Annotated in this window: 18 protein-coding genes; 7 read left to right on the forward strand and 11 right to left on the reverse strand. The window is 68.3% G+C overall.

What is annotated here, in order from left to right:
* Positions 1-28: 28 nt before the first annotated feature.
* From IV088_RS08710 to IV088_RS08720, 3 genes are all read right to left on the reverse strand, one after another.
* Positions 29-691, reverse strand: a complete 663-nt coding sequence (locus tag IV088_RS08710) for a YitT family protein (protein WP_291100571.1) — start codon at positions 689-691, stop codon at positions 29-31.
* A 69-nt stretch (positions 692-760) separates the two neighbouring features.
* On the reverse strand, positions 761-964 hold the full coding sequence (locus tag IV088_RS08715; RefSeq protein WP_291100574.1) for a hypothetical protein: 204 nt from the start codon (positions 962-964) through the stop codon (positions 761-763).
* A gap of 98 nt (positions 965-1,062) precedes the next feature.
* On the reverse strand, positions 1,063-2,277 hold the full coding sequence (locus IV088_RS08720; RefSeq protein ID WP_291100577.1) for a 6-phosphofructokinase: 1,215 nt from the start codon (positions 2,275-2,277) through the stop codon (positions 1,063-1,065).
* A gap of 507 nt (positions 2,278-2,784) precedes the next feature.
* Between IV088_RS08720 and IV088_RS08725 the strand changes: the two genes are divergently transcribed.
* Positions 2,785-3,846: a histone deacetylase family protein gene (locus IV088_RS08725; RefSeq protein WP_291100580.1), complete on the forward strand. Its 1,062-nt coding sequence runs from the start codon at positions 2,785-2,787 to the stop codon at positions 3,844-3,846.
* Between the two features lie 139 nt (positions 3,847-3,985).
* Here the strand turns inward: IV088_RS08725 and IV088_RS08730 are convergent, their stop codons facing one another.
* The 3 genes from IV088_RS08730 to IV088_RS08740 are packed head-to-tail and all read right to left on the reverse strand — an operon-like array spanning position 3,986 to position 5,582.
* Complete coding sequence (locus IV088_RS08730; protein ID WP_291100583.1) at positions 3,986-4,555, reverse strand: DUF3455 domain-containing protein; 570 nt, start codon at positions 4,553-4,555, stop codon at positions 3,986-3,988.
* A 32-nt stretch (positions 4,556-4,587) separates the two neighbouring features.
* The gene (locus IV088_RS08735) at positions 4,588-4,980 is read right to left on the reverse strand and encodes a c-type cytochrome (protein ID WP_291100586.1); all 393 of its coding nucleotides are present in this window, start codon (positions 4,978-4,980) and stop codon (positions 4,588-4,590) included.
* A 2-nt stretch (positions 4,981-4,982) separates the two neighbouring features.
* The gene (locus IV088_RS08740; protein ID WP_291100589.1) at positions 4,983-5,582 is read right to left on the reverse strand and encodes a ferritin-like domain-containing protein; all 600 of its coding nucleotides are present in this window, start codon (positions 5,580-5,582) and stop codon (positions 4,983-4,985) included.
* A gap of 232 nt (positions 5,583-5,814) precedes the next feature.
* Between IV088_RS08740 and IV088_RS08745 the strand changes: the two genes are divergently transcribed.
* From IV088_RS08745 to IV088_RS08765, 5 genes are all read left to right on the forward strand, one after another.
* A complete protein-coding gene (locus IV088_RS08745) occupies positions 5,815-6,774 on the forward strand; it encodes a DUF3034 family protein (RefSeq protein ID WP_291100592.1) in 960 nt (319 codons plus the stop codon).
* A 46-nt stretch (positions 6,775-6,820) separates the two neighbouring features.
* Positions 6,821-7,306, forward strand: a complete 486-nt coding sequence (locus IV088_RS08750) for a group 1 truncated hemoglobin (RefSeq protein WP_291100594.1) — start codon at positions 6,821-6,823, stop codon at positions 7,304-7,306.
* Between the two features lie 18 nt (positions 7,307-7,324).
* Positions 7,325-7,993, forward strand: coding sequence for a plastocyanin (locus IV088_RS08755; protein ID WP_291100597.1), 669 nt, complete (start codon positions 7,325-7,327; stop codon positions 7,991-7,993).
* A 27-nt stretch (positions 7,994-8,020) separates the two neighbouring features.
* A complete protein-coding gene (locus IV088_RS08760) occupies positions 8,021-8,587 on the forward strand; it encodes a sigma-70 family RNA polymerase sigma factor (RefSeq protein WP_291100600.1) in 567 nt (188 codons plus the stop codon).
* 178 nt (positions 8,588-8,765) lie between these two features.
* Complete coding sequence (locus IV088_RS08765; protein ID WP_291100603.1) at positions 8,766-9,542, forward strand: anti-sigma factor; 777 nt, start codon at positions 8,766-8,768, stop codon at positions 9,540-9,542.
* Positions 9,543-9,711: 169 nt separating this feature from the next.
* Here IV088_RS08765 and queF read toward each other — a convergent pair whose 3' ends face one another.
* From queF to yaaA, 3 genes are all read right to left on the reverse strand, one after another.
* Positions 9,712-10,554, reverse strand: a complete 843-nt coding sequence (queF, locus tag IV088_RS08770; RefSeq protein ID WP_291100866.1) for an NADPH-dependent 7-cyano-7-deazaguanine reductase QueF — start codon at positions 10,552-10,554, stop codon at positions 9,712-9,714.
* Positions 10,555-10,632: 78 nt separating this feature from the next.
* Entirely contained in the window at positions 10,633-11,511 is an 879-nt protein-coding gene (locus IV088_RS08775; protein WP_291100606.1) for a 2OG-Fe(II) oxygenase, read from the reverse strand.
* Complete coding sequence (yaaA, locus tag IV088_RS08780; RefSeq protein WP_291100608.1) at positions 11,508-12,302, reverse strand: peroxide stress protein YaaA; 795 nt, start codon at positions 12,300-12,302, stop codon at positions 11,508-11,510. Before yaaA ends, IV088_RS08775 begins: the two co-directional genes overlap by 4 nt.
* On the opposite strand from yaaA, the gene IV088_RS08785 reads away from it, so the two are divergent.
* Complete coding sequence (locus IV088_RS08785) at positions 12,301-13,002, forward strand: pseudouridine synthase (RefSeq protein WP_291100611.1); 702 nt, start codon at positions 12,301-12,303, stop codon at positions 13,000-13,002. The genes yaaA and IV088_RS08785 overlap by 2 nt on opposite strands.
* Positions 13,003-13,008: 6 nt before the next feature.
* Here IV088_RS08785 and IV088_RS08790 read toward each other — a convergent pair whose 3' ends face one another.
* Positions 13,009-13,599, reverse strand: coding sequence for a DUF3501 family protein (locus tag IV088_RS08790; RefSeq protein ID WP_291100613.1), 591 nt, complete (start codon positions 13,597-13,599; stop codon positions 13,009-13,011).
* Between the two features lie 92 nt (positions 13,600-13,691).
* Positions 13,692-15,041 (reverse strand): heterodisulfide reductase-related iron-sulfur binding cluster, encoded by a 1,350-nt coding sequence (locus IV088_RS08795; RefSeq protein WP_291100616.1) that lies wholly within the window; start codon positions 15,039-15,041, stop codon positions 13,692-13,694.
* Positions 15,042-15,158 lie beyond the last annotated feature (117 nt).

Here is a 15,158-nt window from a genome sequence, read left to right on the forward strand (position 1 = left end):
AGTCTGCCAGCTTTGCCGGCCGACCCACTCACACCGCCATGTAGCGACCGGGCCGATGGTTGATCGCCAGCGTCATGTTGAGCACCACCGCCCCCAGCACCGACCAGGCGATCTGCGGCGGAGCCCGCACCGAGAAGGCGGCGAGCACGATGGCGCAGTCCAGCGCCATCTGCAGGTGGCCCGCGCGCCAGCCAAACCGCTCCTGCAGGTAGAGCACCAGCACGTTGAAACCACCCAGGCTGGCCCGGTGCCGGAACAACATCAGCATGCCCGCGCCCATCAGCAAGCCGCCGGCCACGGCCGCGAAGCCGGGCGACAGTGCGCCGATCTGAATCCAGCCCGGCACCCAGTGCACCCACAGCGAGAGCAGCGCCACCGCTGCAAAGGTTTTCACCGTGAAACGCCCGCCCATGCGCTGCCAGGCCAGCGCATAGAACGGCAGGTTGATCAGGAAAAACACCGCGCTGAAGCTCCAGCCGGTGGCGTAGTGCACGAGGAACGCCAGCCCGGCGGTGCCACCCGTGAGCAGCCCCACGTGGCCGAACAGCACCACGCCCAGAGCCACAAAGAGGGTGCCGGTCAGCAGCGCCTGCGCGTCTTCGTGCGGCTTGTGGCGCCCGGGCGCGGTCGCATTCGAACGCGGCGGCGCAGCCGAAGCGGAGGAGCGGAACAGGCGCAGCAATGCCGACATGGACGAACAGGATGTGAGGAAGGAGGCGCAGAGTGTCGGCCCCGCGGGCCGCGCCGCCCTTGACCCAGGTCAGGACCGGGGCACGCCGCCCGAACCGTCCATCAGTTCGCTCAGCGACAGCGCGTCGATCGGGGACAGCCCGGCGCGCACGGCGGCCAGCCGGCTCTCCAGAGCGTGGACCGACGCCGCAGCGCGAGGATCATCGGGCCAGACCCGGTCGTCGCGCGTCAGCCGCAGGTGGTGGCGCCGGCGCAGCAGGCCGCCCGGCGGCACGATGCGCAGCCGGTAGAAGCGGTCAGTGACCGGCCAGCGCTCGCAAGGCCCTTCGTGCCTCGCCAGCGAGAAGCTGCTGTGTCTCCATCGGCCCGCGCTCAGGGCCGCAGCACCTTGGCCACCGGGTTGTTGCGCAGGCGGTAGGCGTCGGGCATGTCCGAGCCCAGCAGCGGGCGCAGGTAGAGGCGGAAGGCGTCGGTCACATCCGTGCCGCTGGTCGAGATGAATTCGTCCTCCATGGTGCGCGTCTTGCCGGCCACGGCGTCGAGCGGCAGCAGCTCGTAGTCGGCCGAGTAGAAGCCGGTGCGCTTGATCGCCACCGAGCCGTCCACGCTGCCCCACATGGCGAACTGCACCGCCTTTTCGCCCACCTCGCGCGCCTCGCGCTGGTCCACGTCGGACACACAGCCGATGAAGCTGCGCTGCAGGTAGCCGAAGGTGTCGCCGCGCACGCGCTTGATGCCCAGCCTGTTCTTGATCTCCTCGCACAGCAGGTCGGCCAGCGCGCCAGTGCCCGAAAGCTGCACGTTGCCGTGCGCGTCCTTCTCCACGTCCTTGGCCAGCTGGGTGATGATGGGCTGGCCCGAGGCGTCGTGGATGCCCTCGCTCACCGCGATCACGCAGCGGCCGTGGCGCTCATACATCGCCTTCACATCGGCCAGGAACTTGGGGATCTCGAACACCCGCTCGGGCACGTAGATCAGGTGCGGGCCGTCGTCGGGAAACTTCTTGCCCAGCGCGGACGCCGCGGTGAGGAAGCCGGCGTGCCGGCCCATGACCACGCCCACATAGACGCCGGGCAACGACGCGTTGTCAAGGTTCGCCCCGGCAAAGGCCTGCGCCACGAAACGCGCCGCCGAGGGGAAGCCCGGCGTGTGGTCGTTGCCCACCAGGTCGTTGTCGATCGTTTTCGGGATGTGGATCGAACGCAGCGGGTAGTTGGCCTTGTGCGCCTCTTCGCTCACGATGCGCACCGTGTCCGACGAGTCGTTGCCGCCGATGTAGAAAAAGTGCTCGATCTCGTGCGCCTTGAGCACCTTGAAGATTTCCTGGCAGTACTTCAGGTCCGGCTTGTCGCGCGTGGAGCCCAGGGCCGAGGCCGGCGTGCGCGCCACGGCTTCGAGGTTGTGGCTGGTCTCTTGCGTGAGGTCGACGAAGTTCTCGTCCACGATGCCGCGCACGCCGTGGCGCGCGCCGTAGACCCGCTTCACGTTCTGGAAGCGCCGCGCCTCCAGCGCCACGCCCACGAGCGACTGGTTGATGACAGCGGTGGGGCCGCCGCCCTGGGCGACGAGGATTTTTCCAGATGACATGGTGGGCTCCTTGAAGAGGGGGTGAGGCATCAAATGCGGCACTTCAGCGCGACGGGACAACGTGACCACACGCGGTGGGGCAGCCTGCCAGGAACGCGGCGAATCCTTTGACGCCGGACGCCAGATAGATCGCCGTCACCTCGGGAGCAGACAAAGGCATCCACCATCGCCGATGCCCACGTCCCCAGTGGGCCACGATTCCTGTTGCCAATATAGCCCAGCGCTGGTGGGATGAGGCGCGCCCGCCAGCGGCCGGAGGCGCCAGAAGGCGGCGCTGGTGGGCGCGCGCACCGGCGGACCAAACAGCCAGCCGGGCGATGGCGAAACACAGGGCCACCCATCCGGCGAGGCCGACGAGTTGCTGGCTGCGGGCGCGGGTCGGAGCAGGCGAACGCGGGATGGGCCGCAACGCATCACAGTGGGCTCTGCCGCGCCCGTCGGTCCGGCACCGCACCACCTGAGTGAAGTGGTCTCGACCGCCGGCGAGCGCCGTGACACACTGCGCCGATGAAAACCTTCCACAACCCCCACCATGCCCTGCACCAGGGGCGCGAAGAGATGTTCCGTGGCCGCATGGTGCCCTGCCACGAGGTGCCGGCCCGGCTGGACTATGTGCTGGCCGAGCTGCAACGGCGCTCGTTGGGCGGCCTGCACACGCCGGAGGTGAACGACGCCGAGCTGGACGCCGCCATCGCGCGGGTGCACGACGCGCGCTACACGCAGTTCCTCGCCAGCGCGTGGGACGAGTGGGTGGCGATGGACCCGGCGAACGCGCAGCGCGACGCCCTGCCCTCGGTCTGGCCGCTGGGCAACCGGCACGCCTTCCGCACCGACGTGCTGCCGCAGAACTTCGCGGCGCGCCTCGGCCTGTTTTCGTACGACTCGGGATCGCCGCTGACGGCGGGCACCTGGGCGGCGGCGCGCGGTGGCGCGGCCTGCGCGCTGGCGGCGGCGCGCGAGCTGCTGGCCGGCGAGCGCGCGGCGTTTGCACTCACGCGACCGCCCGGCCACCACGCGGGGCCGGACTTCTTCGGCGGTTACTGCTTTTTGAACAACTCGGCCATCGCGGCCCAGGCCTTGCGCGACGGCGGCAAACAGCGCGTGGCGGTGCTGGACGTGGACTACCACCACGGCAACGGCACGCAGACCATCTTCTACGAGCGCGCCGACGTGTTCACCGCCTCGGTGCACGGCGACCCGGCGACCGAGTACCCCTTCTTCCTCGGCCATGCCGACGAGCGCGGTGCCGGCGCGGGAGAAGGCTTCAACCTCAACCTGCCGCTGCCGCGCGGCACCGGTTTCGAGGCCTGGTGCGCCGCGCTGGACACTGCCATCGACGCGATCGACGACTTCAACGCCGATGCGCTGGTGGTGCCCATGGGGCTGGACACCTTCGAGGGCGACCCGATCTCGGGCTTCACCCTCAAGAGCGAGGACTACGACACCGTGGGCCGCCTGCTCGCGGCGGCCGGCGTGCCCACGGTGTTCGTCTTCGAAGGCGGTTACGCGGTGGCCGAGGTCGGCGTCAACGCGGTCAACCTGCTGGAAGGTTTCTGCCGCTCGATCTGAGGTCAGACGACCAGGACTTCCTCAGAAGGAACCCCTGCGCAAGCAGCAACGCCAATCCAAGGGCACCGACGGGCCGGCTTTGCCGGACGGCCAGTGCCGCCCCCCTGGAGGGGGGTGACGCGAAGCGGCGCGGGGGGTGTTACACCGGCCGCCAGAAGATGTAGTCGGCCTGGTAGTTGACGATCTGCTTGCTGCCCATCGAAGCCGCGTCGCAGGCCATGGCTGGGGCCACACCGCCCTTGGTGGCCACGCGCTGGATGTGGCTCACGCCCTGCATCGCGCCCATGCCCATGGCGGGGTTGGCTTTCACCAGTTGCAGCGGGATGCTGCCGGCCATGGCGGGCGCCACGGCGAGCTGGGTGGCGGTGAGCTTGGAGCCGTCCATGCTTTCCCAGGTGGCGGGCGGGCCGTAGTACTTGCCGACCTGTTGGCCCATGCGGTCCATCAGCTTGGCGTCGGGGCCCACGAAGACCCACTCAAACTGGCCGGCCATGTCTTTCTTGGCGCGGCACTCGTAGGTGATCTGGCCCACGCCCACGGTTTCCATCGCGACCTTGTGGCCGGCGGGCACCTGCACGGCGGCGGGCAGGCCATCCTGCGAGAAGCTGGCCATTTTCGGCGCCATGGCCGGGCCGCCGGTGGCGCAGGCGGAGAGGGCGAGCACGGCGCCGGTGGCGAGCGTGGTGAGGGAAGCGGTGCGGAGGGACATGGTGGTTTCCTGGGTGGTTGAGAAAAAGAGGGTCACTGGGCCGGGCGGGCCTGGGCCAGCGACTGGAGAAAAGCGACCACGTCGCGGCGGTCGTCCGCCTGCGACAGGCTGTAACCCATGGCTTGGCCGGGCACCAGCGCTTCCGGGTCGGTGAGCCAGGCCCGCAGCTGGTCGCCGGTCCACACGTGGGTGGCCTGGGCCAGGGCGGGCGAGTAGGTGTAGCCCGGCGCCTTGCCGGCGGCGCGGCCGGCCACAGTGCCCAGCGCGGGGCCGACGCGGTGTTGATCGAGGCTGTGGCAGCCGACGCAGCGCGACTCGAACAGCTGCCGGCCTTTCACGGCGTCACCGCCCTGGGCGTGGGCCCACGGTGCGCCCGCGCTGGCGAGCAGCGCGAGCGACCAACCGGCCAGTGCACCGGCGCGCATCTTCAGGCACCGAACGACAGGGCGCCGGCGGGCAGCGGACGGCCCAGGGCGCTGGTCAGCACGGTGAAGTGCATGGTCTCGTCGGCGGCCAGGCGCGCGGCCACCTTGGCCAGGTCCTTGTTGCCCAGCGAGGGGATCACGCCCAGGTAGGCGTTGATCGCGCCCAGCTCCAGGCGGGCGGCGAGGTCGAGCACGTCGCCCTGGCTTTTGAGGGCACCGGCGTTCAGCGCCTTGGCGTAATCGTCGAGTTTCTTCTCGGCGACCGGGTTGCCGCCGAGCTTCTGGATGGTGGCGATCAGCGCGTCGCGGTGGGCTTTGTGGTGGCCCTGGAACTGCACCGCGATGTCGAGCACCGGCTTCTGCAGCAGGCCGCTGCCGGCGCCGAGCTGGTAGGCGTTGATGGCTTCGTGCTCCAGGCCGAGCGCGACGTTGAGGATGGACACGTCTTTGGAGACGTCGGCGCTCATGCCCTGCGCCAGCACGTCTTTGCCAGCAAGCAGGGCCACGGCCACGGCCGAGAGGGCGCCGGAGCTGCGCATGAAGCCACGGCGAGAGGCGGGGGTGGCGATGACCGAAGAAGGGGTGGTGACGATGCTTGACATGGCGTGGGGTCCTTTGAGGTGTGTGGAGTGGAGCGAACAGCCGGCCAATGGATTGCGGTACCGACCTTCCGGATACGCAGCGGCCCGACGCACTGGATTCAAGTAACCCTCAAAAACCGGGGGAATTGACCTCCACTGAATCCGCCGGTGACCGGTCTGCGTAGTGAGTCCGTCGGGTGCGGTGAATGCGCCTGGCCTGCATCCTCCCCCACCGCCCCACCTTCCAACCACCATGAAACAACCCCACGCCTCCCACCGCCCCACCCCCAAGACCGGCCTGCTGGCGCTGGCCACCACGGCCACCGTGCTCGGCACCCTGCTGGCCGCGCCCGCCCACGCCGACACCGGCAAGCTGCTGCTCACCGGCGGCGTGAGCACCATCGAAGGCGCGGCCGGCGGCGGCCTCTCACCCTGGGCCGTGATCGGCAGCCAGGCCACCGGCGGTGAAACCGGTGTCTCGGCCTACGCGAGCCGCGCCGAAACGCAGGATTACGGCCTGAGCGCCTACGGCGTGGCGGTGGGCATCCACGACCGCGTGGAGCTGTCGGTCGGCCACCAGGACTTCGACACCGGCATCACCGGTACGCTGCTGGGCCTGCCCGGTCTGCACCTGAAACAGAACATCGTCGGCGCCAAGCTCCGCGTGGCGGGCGACGCGATCCTCGACAGCGATTCGCTGATGCCGCAGATCGCCGTGGGCGTGCAGCACAAGCGCCTGGATTCCACCGGGCTGGACAGCACGCTGCAGGCGCTGGGCGCCAAGCGCTCGGGCACCGACGTGTACGTGAGCGCGACCAAGCTTTTTCTCGCCCAGGGCGTTCTGGTGAACGGCACGCTGCGCGCCACCAAGGCCAACCAGGGTGGCCTGCTCGGCCACGGCGCCACGCTGGGCGGCGCCGACAACGGTTATCAGTTCATGCCCGAGCTGTCGGTCGCCTACCTGCTGCGCAAGAACCTGGCGGTGGGCGTCGAGTACCGCGCCATGCCCAACAAGCTGAAGAAGGCGGGCGCCGCCGCCGGCCTGGGCGACGGCCTGCGCTCCGGTGCCTGGAAAGACGTGTTCATCGCCTGGGCGCCGAGCAAAAACGTCTCGCTGACCCTGGCCTACGTGGACCTCGGCACCGTCGTACCGGCGACCACCAAGAACAAGAAGCAGACCGGTGCCTACGTCTCGGCCCAGATCGCGTTCTGACCGCAGCGCATCGACCCCACCCATTCACACCGACACGATCACGATCATGAAAAAACTCATCGCCCTCACCGCCTTCTCGCTGCTGTCCCTCGGCAGCAGTCTCGCCGCCGCACAGGCCATGGACAAACCCATGGTGGCCGTCACGCCCGCATCGGCCTACCCCGTGGCACCCGCCGCCGGCCTCTACCAGGCCTTCGGCGAGCAGGCCGGCATCCGCGCCCTGATGGACGACTTCGTGGTGCGCCTGAAGGCCGACGCCCGCATCGGCGAGCAGTTCAAGGAGACCAACCTCGCGAACCTCGCCAAGCAACTGACCGATCAGGTCTGCCAGCTCTCGGGCGGTCCCTGCGTCTACAAGGGCCCGAACATGAAGGAAGCGCACGCCAGCATGGACATCACCCGCGGAAACTTCAACGCCCTGGTCGAGGTGCTGCAGCAGAGCATGGACGCACGCGGGATTCCGTTTACCCGGCAGAATCAGCTGCTGGCCCTGCTGGCCCCGATGCACCGGGACGTGGTCAACGTCCGTTAACTGAACACTGGAGAACCCATGCGCAAGCCCTCCCTCGTGGCCCTCTGCCTGGCGGCAGGCCTTCAAACGGCCCAGGCCGCCTCGGTGCAAGTCACCGTGCTGGCCCGCGACGGCAAGCCCCTGCCCGATGCGGTGGTGGTGCTCGAACCGGCGGCGGGCCAACCCATGCCGGCCCTGCAACCCACCAGCCCCACCATCACGCAAGAAAAGATGCAGTTCCATCCGGCGGTGAGCGTGGTGCCGGAGGGCTCGCGCGTGAAGTTCGCCAACCTCGACCGCTGGGACCACCACGTGCGCGGCGGTGCCGCCGGCCTGGTGGCCAGCGGCACCTACGGCTTTGAGCTCCGCCTGGCCGGTCGTGTGCAAGGACAGAACCCACCCAGCGCCGAGGTGACCCTGGACAAGGCTGGCCCGGTCCAGCTGGGCTGCCACCTGCACGGCTCCATGCGCGGGTTTGTCTACGTCTCGCCCTCGCCATGGGCCACAAAAACCTCGGACACCGGCGTGGCCACGTTGGCCGAGGTGCCCGAGGGCGCCATGCGCCTGCGGGTCTGGCACCCCGACCAGTTGGTCGACCAGGCCGCCATCACCGTGCAGGTGCAGGCCGTCACCGCCTTGAACGTGCCGACCCAGGTGCAGCCACGCAAAGCACGGCGCGTGCAGTTCGAATCCGGCAGCACCTACTGATCACACCGCCCGCGCTCAATCCCCCCCATGGACGCCGACCAGACCCTGATGACCCTGATCGATCGCGTCGCCCAGCGCGACGAGCTCGCCCTGAAGGCGCTCTACGACCTGACCTCGGGCAAGCTCTACGGGCTGGCGCTGCGCGTGCTCGGCAAGAACGAGTGGGCCGAAGACGCGCTGCAAGACAGCTTTCTGCAGATCTGGCGCAACGCGCCCGACTACCGCGCGAGCCTGAGCCCGCCCATGGCCTGGCTGGGGCTGATCGTGCGCAGCCGCTCGCTCGACCTGCTGCGCCGCCGCAAGGCCGACCGCGAGCACCTGCGCGACGAGATCGACGATGACATGGCCGACACGCTCGCGGGCGACTCGCCCAACCCCATGGACACCAGCCTCGCCAGCCAGCAGGCCTGGGCGCTGCACCAGTGCCTGGGGCGGCTGGAGAACAAGCAGCGCGAGGTGGTGAGCCTGGCCTACCTGCGCGACCTGAGCCACGGCGAGCTGTCCGAGCAGCTCAAGCTGCCGCTGGGCACGGTCAAGACCTGGATCCGGCGCGGGCTGGACCAGCTGCGCATCTGTATGGCGAGGTTTGCATGAACACCCCCCGCGCCGCTTCGCGTCACCCCCCTCTAGGGGGGCGGCACTGGCCGTCCGGCAAAGCCGGCCCGGCGGTGCCCTTGGGTTGGACCGCTCGCTGGCCGGTTGTGCCCCCGGGCGGCGTCGCTTCTTGCGGTGCGGTTGGTGCTGCGGCGCCATGAAAAACTGAAGCTTGTCCATGAACATTCACCACCACCCCGAACTGCTCGACCGCCTCGCGGCGGCCTACGCCGTCGGTACGCTGCGCGGCGGCGCGCGCCGCCGGTTCGAGGCCCTGGCGCGCGAGCGGGCGCCCGTGCGGGCGGCCGCGCTGGTGTGGCAAAGCCGCGTGGCCAGCATGACCGAGTTGCAGACGCAGGCCGAGCCCTCGCCAGCCGTGTGGACGCGCATCCACAACCTGATCAGGGCCGAGCGCGAGCAGACTGCAATGGCGGCCGCGCGCGAGGCCAAGGCCACAACCGCCGGTGGATGGTTCCGCAGCCTGGCGCTGTGGCGTGGCGCGGCCGGTGCGGGCGCGCTGGCGACCGTGCTCGCCGTGGTCACCGCCGTGGGCCTGAAAGACAACCTGGGCGCGCAGATCGGCGAGCTGCAAGCGAAGCTCAGTGCCCAACCGCAGATTGAATACGTGGCCGTGCTCAACGACGAGCAGGCCAGCGCCTCGATGCTGGTGACCTTCGACCCGAAGAACCGGAAGCTGACGCTGCAGCGCGTGGGCGGCTACCAGGAAGCGTCCGACAAGTCGCTGCAACTCTGGGCCCTGCCGCCAGGCGCCGCGCCGCGCTCACTGGGCGTGTTGAGCCAGGAGAAGCTGCTGCAGCTCGCGGCCGATCAGCGCGATGTGAATGAAGTGCCGGCGCTCGCGATCAGCCTCGAGCCCAAGGGCGGTGTGCCGAGCGAAACCGGCCCGACCGGACCGGTGCTGTTCAAGGGCGCGCTGATCCAGAAGATGTTGTGAAATGGCCCACCCCCGCCGCGCTGCGCGCGACCCCCTCAAAGGGGGCGATGCGAGTGGCCCGGCGGAGCCGGTTCCACCGCATCCTGGGTGAGGGTCACGTCGCGCCGGAGGTGACGCCCCCGCGCCGCGCGACCTGGCGTTGCACGGAACTACCGCTCGCCAGCAACCCCTACTGCCGCGCCATGCGCACGTTCGCCGGCGGCAGCTGCGGGTGGCTGCTGCGCCAGGGGTTGATGTCGAGGCCGCCGCGGCGCGTGTAGCGCGCGTAGACCATCAGCCTGGCGGGCTTGCAGCGCGCCATGATGTCCATGTAGATGCGCTCGACGCACTGCTCGTGGAACTCGTTGTGGTTGCGGAAACTCACGATGTACTGCAGCAGCCCGGCCTGGTCGATCTGCGGCCCGCTGTAGCGGATCTGCACGCTGCCCCAGTCGGGCTGGCCGGTGACGAGGCAGTTGCTCTTGAGCAGGTCGCTCACCAGGGTTTCTTCGACCGGCTTCTCGTCCAGCGCGGCACTCAGCAGCTCGGGGGCGGGCTGGTAGCGGTCGCACTCCACGTCGAGCCGGTCGATCGACAGTCCTTCGAGCTCCTTGACCGGCTCGCAGTCGAACAGCTCGGGCAGCAACAGGCGCACCCCGGCCCCGGCCTTCACCGGGCCGCCGCTCCAGATGGCCGCGCTCACGTCGTCGCGGATGCGTTCGCGCACCTCGTCGGCGCTCTGCAGCCGGGTGTTGTTGAAACTGTTGAGGTAGAGCTTGAACGACTTGCTCTCGACGATGTGCGTGCTCTCGCAGGGGATCGTGATGTGGGCGATGGCCACCTGCGGCTTGCCCTTCAGGTTGAGCCAGCTCAGCTCGAACGCGGTCCAGAGGTCGGCGCCCAGAAATGGCACGCTGCCGGTGATGCCGATCTCGGTGCGTTTGGGTTCGCGCGGCAGCGGGAACAGCAGCGAGGGGTCGTACTGGTCGACGTAGGCCGAGGGTTTGCCCAGAGGGGAATGGTCGGGTGTCATGTTCACGGTGGGGGTGTCTCGGCGGTCGGCGGTGGGAGGGGCAACGGGGTCAGGGTGGGCTTGCGACCCGGGGCGCGTTCATTCAAAGACCCGTTCGCGCAGCCACTTGGTGGCCACCCACTTCTCGCCTTCGAGCACGGGCGCACCGCCGTGCAGGCTCATGGTACCGGGGTGCGGCCGGTTGTAGCTGAAGAACACCGCGCTGCCGCGCACGGGCGCCACCTCCAGCCCCACGTCGGGGAAGGTGGTGCCACCACCGCGCGCCGGCTCGTTGAGGTACATCACGACCGTGCCCACACGCTGACCGCCGCGCTTGAGGATGGTCGGTGTGCCCGGCTCGGCCGGGTCGAAGTAGTCGTAGTGCGGCTTGTACTCGGCGCCCACCTGGTAGTTGAGCACCTGGATGCCCTCGCCGTTCTCGATCGGCCAGTGCACCAGGTGCGCGATGCGCGCCTCGAGGCGCCGGATCAGCTCGCTCTCGCCCCGGTTGAAAAACATGCCGTTGCTGGTGCGGTCCGGGTTCAGCTCTTCGCCACCGGTGGCGGTCTGCACCGTGAGCGAGCGGGCCAGGCGCGGGCGAGCGGCCGCGATGAGCCCGTCGCACTCCTCGTGGCTCAGCAAGCCGCCGAGCACCACCACGCGCGGCTGGCTCATCGACACCACCACATCGACCATGCGGTCGCCCGCATCGATGCGGCGCGGCGAACCGGTCAACGCCAGATCAGGCACCTTCACCCCCACCGCACCGCGCACGGCCGTGGCGGGCGCAGGGCTCACCGCCCGGCCCGCGCCCAGTTGCTGCAGGTGGTCGCGCAGGGTCTGCTCCAGCGCGGCCTCGGCCACCTCGGGCCGCCAGCCGGCCTGCACCATCGAGGCCAGCACGGCCTCGGGCAGGCAGCCGGCGGACGACTGCTCGATGATCCACTGGCGCAGCTCGGGCGTGACGGTCTGGGTCATGGTGCAAGGGCTCCTGCAGGCTTTTGCTCACGGCGGAACACCAGCCGGTCGGGGTGGGACACGGCGGGCACATAACGGTAGCCCTCCAGGTCAAAGCCCTGGAGCTGCTCGGGCTTCACGGCGCGCTGCTGCAGTGCGTAACGCACCATCAGGCCGCGCGCGCGCTTGGCGAAGAAGCTGATGATCTGGTATTTCTCGCCTTTGCGCTCTTCAAACACGCACGTCACCACGCGCGGCTTCAACGCCTTGCGGTCCACCACCTTGAAATACTCGTCGCTCGCGAGGTTGATCACCACAGGGCTCTTGTCGGCCCGCGCTCGCTGGTTCAGGTAGTCCGAGACCTGGCTGCCCCAGAAGCGGTAGAGGTTGGCGCCCTTTTCTGTCTGCAGGCGCGTGCCCATCTCCAGCCGGTAGGGCTGCATGCGGTCCAGCGGGCGCAACACGCCGTAGAGCCCGCTCAGGATGCACAGGTGCTGCTGCAGCCAGCCCAGCTGTTCTTCGCTCAGGGTCTTCGCGTCCAGCCCGCCGTACACATCGCCGTCAAACGCCAGCACCGCCTGCTTCGAGTTCTTGGCGGTGAACTTCGGCTGCCAGGCCTGGTAGCGGGCGACGTTGAGCCCCGCGAGCTGATCGGACAAATCCATCAACGCCGACACCTGCAACGGCGACTTCTCGCGCAGCACGGCGATCAGCGCCGCCGCCTGCTCGACGAACAGCGGCTGGGTGTGGGTCTTGGTGTGGGCCGGCGTCTCGAAGTCGAGGGCCTTGGCGGGGGACAATAGAAACAACATGCTGGAAATCCTGTATCGGGACGATTATCTTGCAGCCGTGCACAAACCCCCGGGCCTGCTGGTGCACCGCACCGGCCTCGACGCGGGCGAGACCCGCTTTGCCCTGCAGCTGCTGCGCGACCAGATCGGCCAGCCGGTCTGGCCGGTGCACCGGCTCGACAAAGGCACCAGCGGCGTGCTGCTGTTCGCGCTGGACGCGGGCACCGCGGGCACGCTGGGCAAGGCGTTTGACAGCGGTGAAGGGCTGCGCAAGACCTACCACGCCATGGTGCGCGGCTGGCCATCGGAGGAAGGCCTGATCGATCATCCGCTCAAGCGAATGCCCGACGACATGCGGTCTCAACGCGAAGAGCTGCAGGACGCGCAGACCCGCTACCGCACGCTGGAGCGCCACGAGTGGCCGCTGGCCTTCGGCGGCTTCGAGACCTTGCGCTGCGCGCTGGTGGAACTGCAACCGCTGACTGGCCGGCGCCACCAGTTGCGGCGCCACATGAAACACATCTCGCACCCCATCATCGGGGATTCGACGCACGGCAAAGGTCCGCTGAACCGGGCGGTGGCGGCGTGGCTGGGGGTGCAGCGGATGTGGCTGCACGCGGTGTCGCTGACGGTGGCCCACCCGCACACCGGCCGGCCCTTGTGCATTGAAGCCCCCACCGGCCTCGACTGGGTCCGCTGGGGGATGCCTTCCCCCGGCTGAGGGCGCCTACTTCAAATCCCCCGCCAGGCTCGCCAGCGTCTCCGGCCCAATCTGCACGTGCGCGGGGTAGTGGGTGTGGTCACAGCCCAGCTTGACGGCCGCGCCGGCCTGGATGGCGGCGCGCATGGCGGGCGTGAACTCGAAGCGCACGAAGTGGACCGCGCTGGTCTTCTCATCGTTCTCGCGGTCGAGGTCTTCATCCGCAATCGCATAGACGCGGGCCATGCCTTCGACCTCGACAAACAGGCGGTCTTCCACGCCGATGAGGCGGGCCAGCTCGCGCTTGCGTTCGTTGACGTCGGTGTATTCGATCATCAACGTGCCTTTCCAGTTGCCGCCGTCGGGCACCAGCGGCGCGTAGGCGTCGATCTCCTGCTGGATGCCCTCTTCCTCGAAGATCTTCTCGATGCGCAGCATCTCCTGGATCTGGTAGCGGATGGTGGTCTCGCTCTCGAACTGCAGGTTGAGGTGTTCGCCGAGCTGCACGCTGCGCAGCTTGCGGTGGGCGATGACCTCGGGCTTGTGGGTCTTGCGCCACTTGCTGTAGGCCTCCAGGCCCATGAGGCTGTCGGGGGTGATGTGTCCGGTGAGTTGCATGGTGGTCTTTCAGGGTTTTGCCGCCGGGCCGCCCCAAGGCGAAACGCGCCCCCTTCGGGGGCAGCGACCCGCGCAGCGGCGGAGCGTGGGGGTCATTTCAAACCGTAGGCTTTGGCGACCAACGACAAGGGGTGCTGCAGCTCCGGCGCACCCAGGCCGTTGACCTCGAAGCCCTGGGCGATGTGGTGGCCGCCGAGCGGGCAGTCGGAGCTGATGTAGTCGGGCTTCGCGCCGTCCTTCATGGTGGCCATGGCCTTGAACACGGGCTTGCCGATCTTCATGGCCTGCTGGTGGTAGGCCTTCTTCACGCCGAAGGTGCCGGCGTGGCCGGAGCAGCGTTCGATGGTGTTGACCGTGGTGTCGGGGACCATCTTGAGCATCTCTTCGGTCTTTCGGCCGATGTTCTGCACCCGGCCGTGGCAGGGGATCTGGTAGCTCACGTTGCCCAGCTTCTGCGGGAATTCGGTCTTCAGCAGGCCGTCGCGCTTGCGCGCCATCAGGTACTCGAACGGGTCCCACATGTGTTCCTTGACGAGCTGCGTGTCGGCGTCGTCCGGGAACATGAGCGGGATTTCCTGCTTGAACATCAGCGCGCAGCTGGGCACGGCGGCGAGGATGGCGAAACCGTCTTTCGCGTACTTCGCGAGCACCGGGATGTTGGCGGCTTGGCTGGCCTGCACCGAGTCAAGATCGCCCAGCTCCAGCTTGGGCATGCCGCAGCATTTTTCTTTCTCGACGAGGGTGTACGGGATCTCGTTGTGGTCGAGGATCTTGAGCAGGTCCAGGCCGATGCCGGGCTCGTTGTAGTTGATGTAGCAGGTGGAGAAGATCGCGACCTTGCCGGGCGTTTTTTCGCCGTCCACCACCTTCGACGCCTGGGCGGCTGGCGTGCCCGAGCGGAACTTCTTGGTCGCCAGCTCGGGCAGCCAGGCGTCCTTGTCGACGCCGAACACGTTCTCCATCACGCCGCGCGCGAACTGGGTCTTGTTCACCGCGTTGGCGACCTGGACCACGATGGGGATGCCGGCGAAGCTGCCGTGCAGATCGGTCGAGGCCAGCAGCCTCTCGCTGAGCTTGACCTCACCCTTCTTGAACTTGATCGCCTTGGCGCGCAACATGGTGTGAGGGAAATCGAGGTTCCACTCGTGCGGCGGCGTGTAGGGGCACTTGGTCATGTAGCAGAGGTCGCACATGTAGCACTGGTCCACCACCTTCCAGTAGTCCTGCTTGGCCACGCCATCGACCTCCAGCGACTCGCTGTTGTCCACCAGGTCGAACAGCGTGGGGAACGACCCGCAGAGGCTCACGCAGCGGCGGCAACCGTGGCAGATGTCGAAGATGCGCTCCAGCTCGACCAAGCACTTCTCTTCGTCGTAGAAGTCGGGGTTCTTCCAGTCGAGCGCATGGCGCGTGGGCGCCTGCAGGTTGCCTTCGGTGGCCATGTCTCGTCTCCTCGTCTGTGCGGGTTGGATCGTGGGTTTTTGAAAGCGCTCAGAAAATAAAAAGCGCTTTCAAAAACGGCGTCCGGAGAGAAGTCTCAGAACGCCGCGGAACCGGCT

Source organism: Hydrogenophaga sp. (assembly GCF_018780075.1).
In the GTDB taxonomy this organism is placed as follows: Bacteria; Pseudomonadota; Gammaproteobacteria; order Burkholderiales; family Burkholderiaceae_C; genus Hydrogenophaga.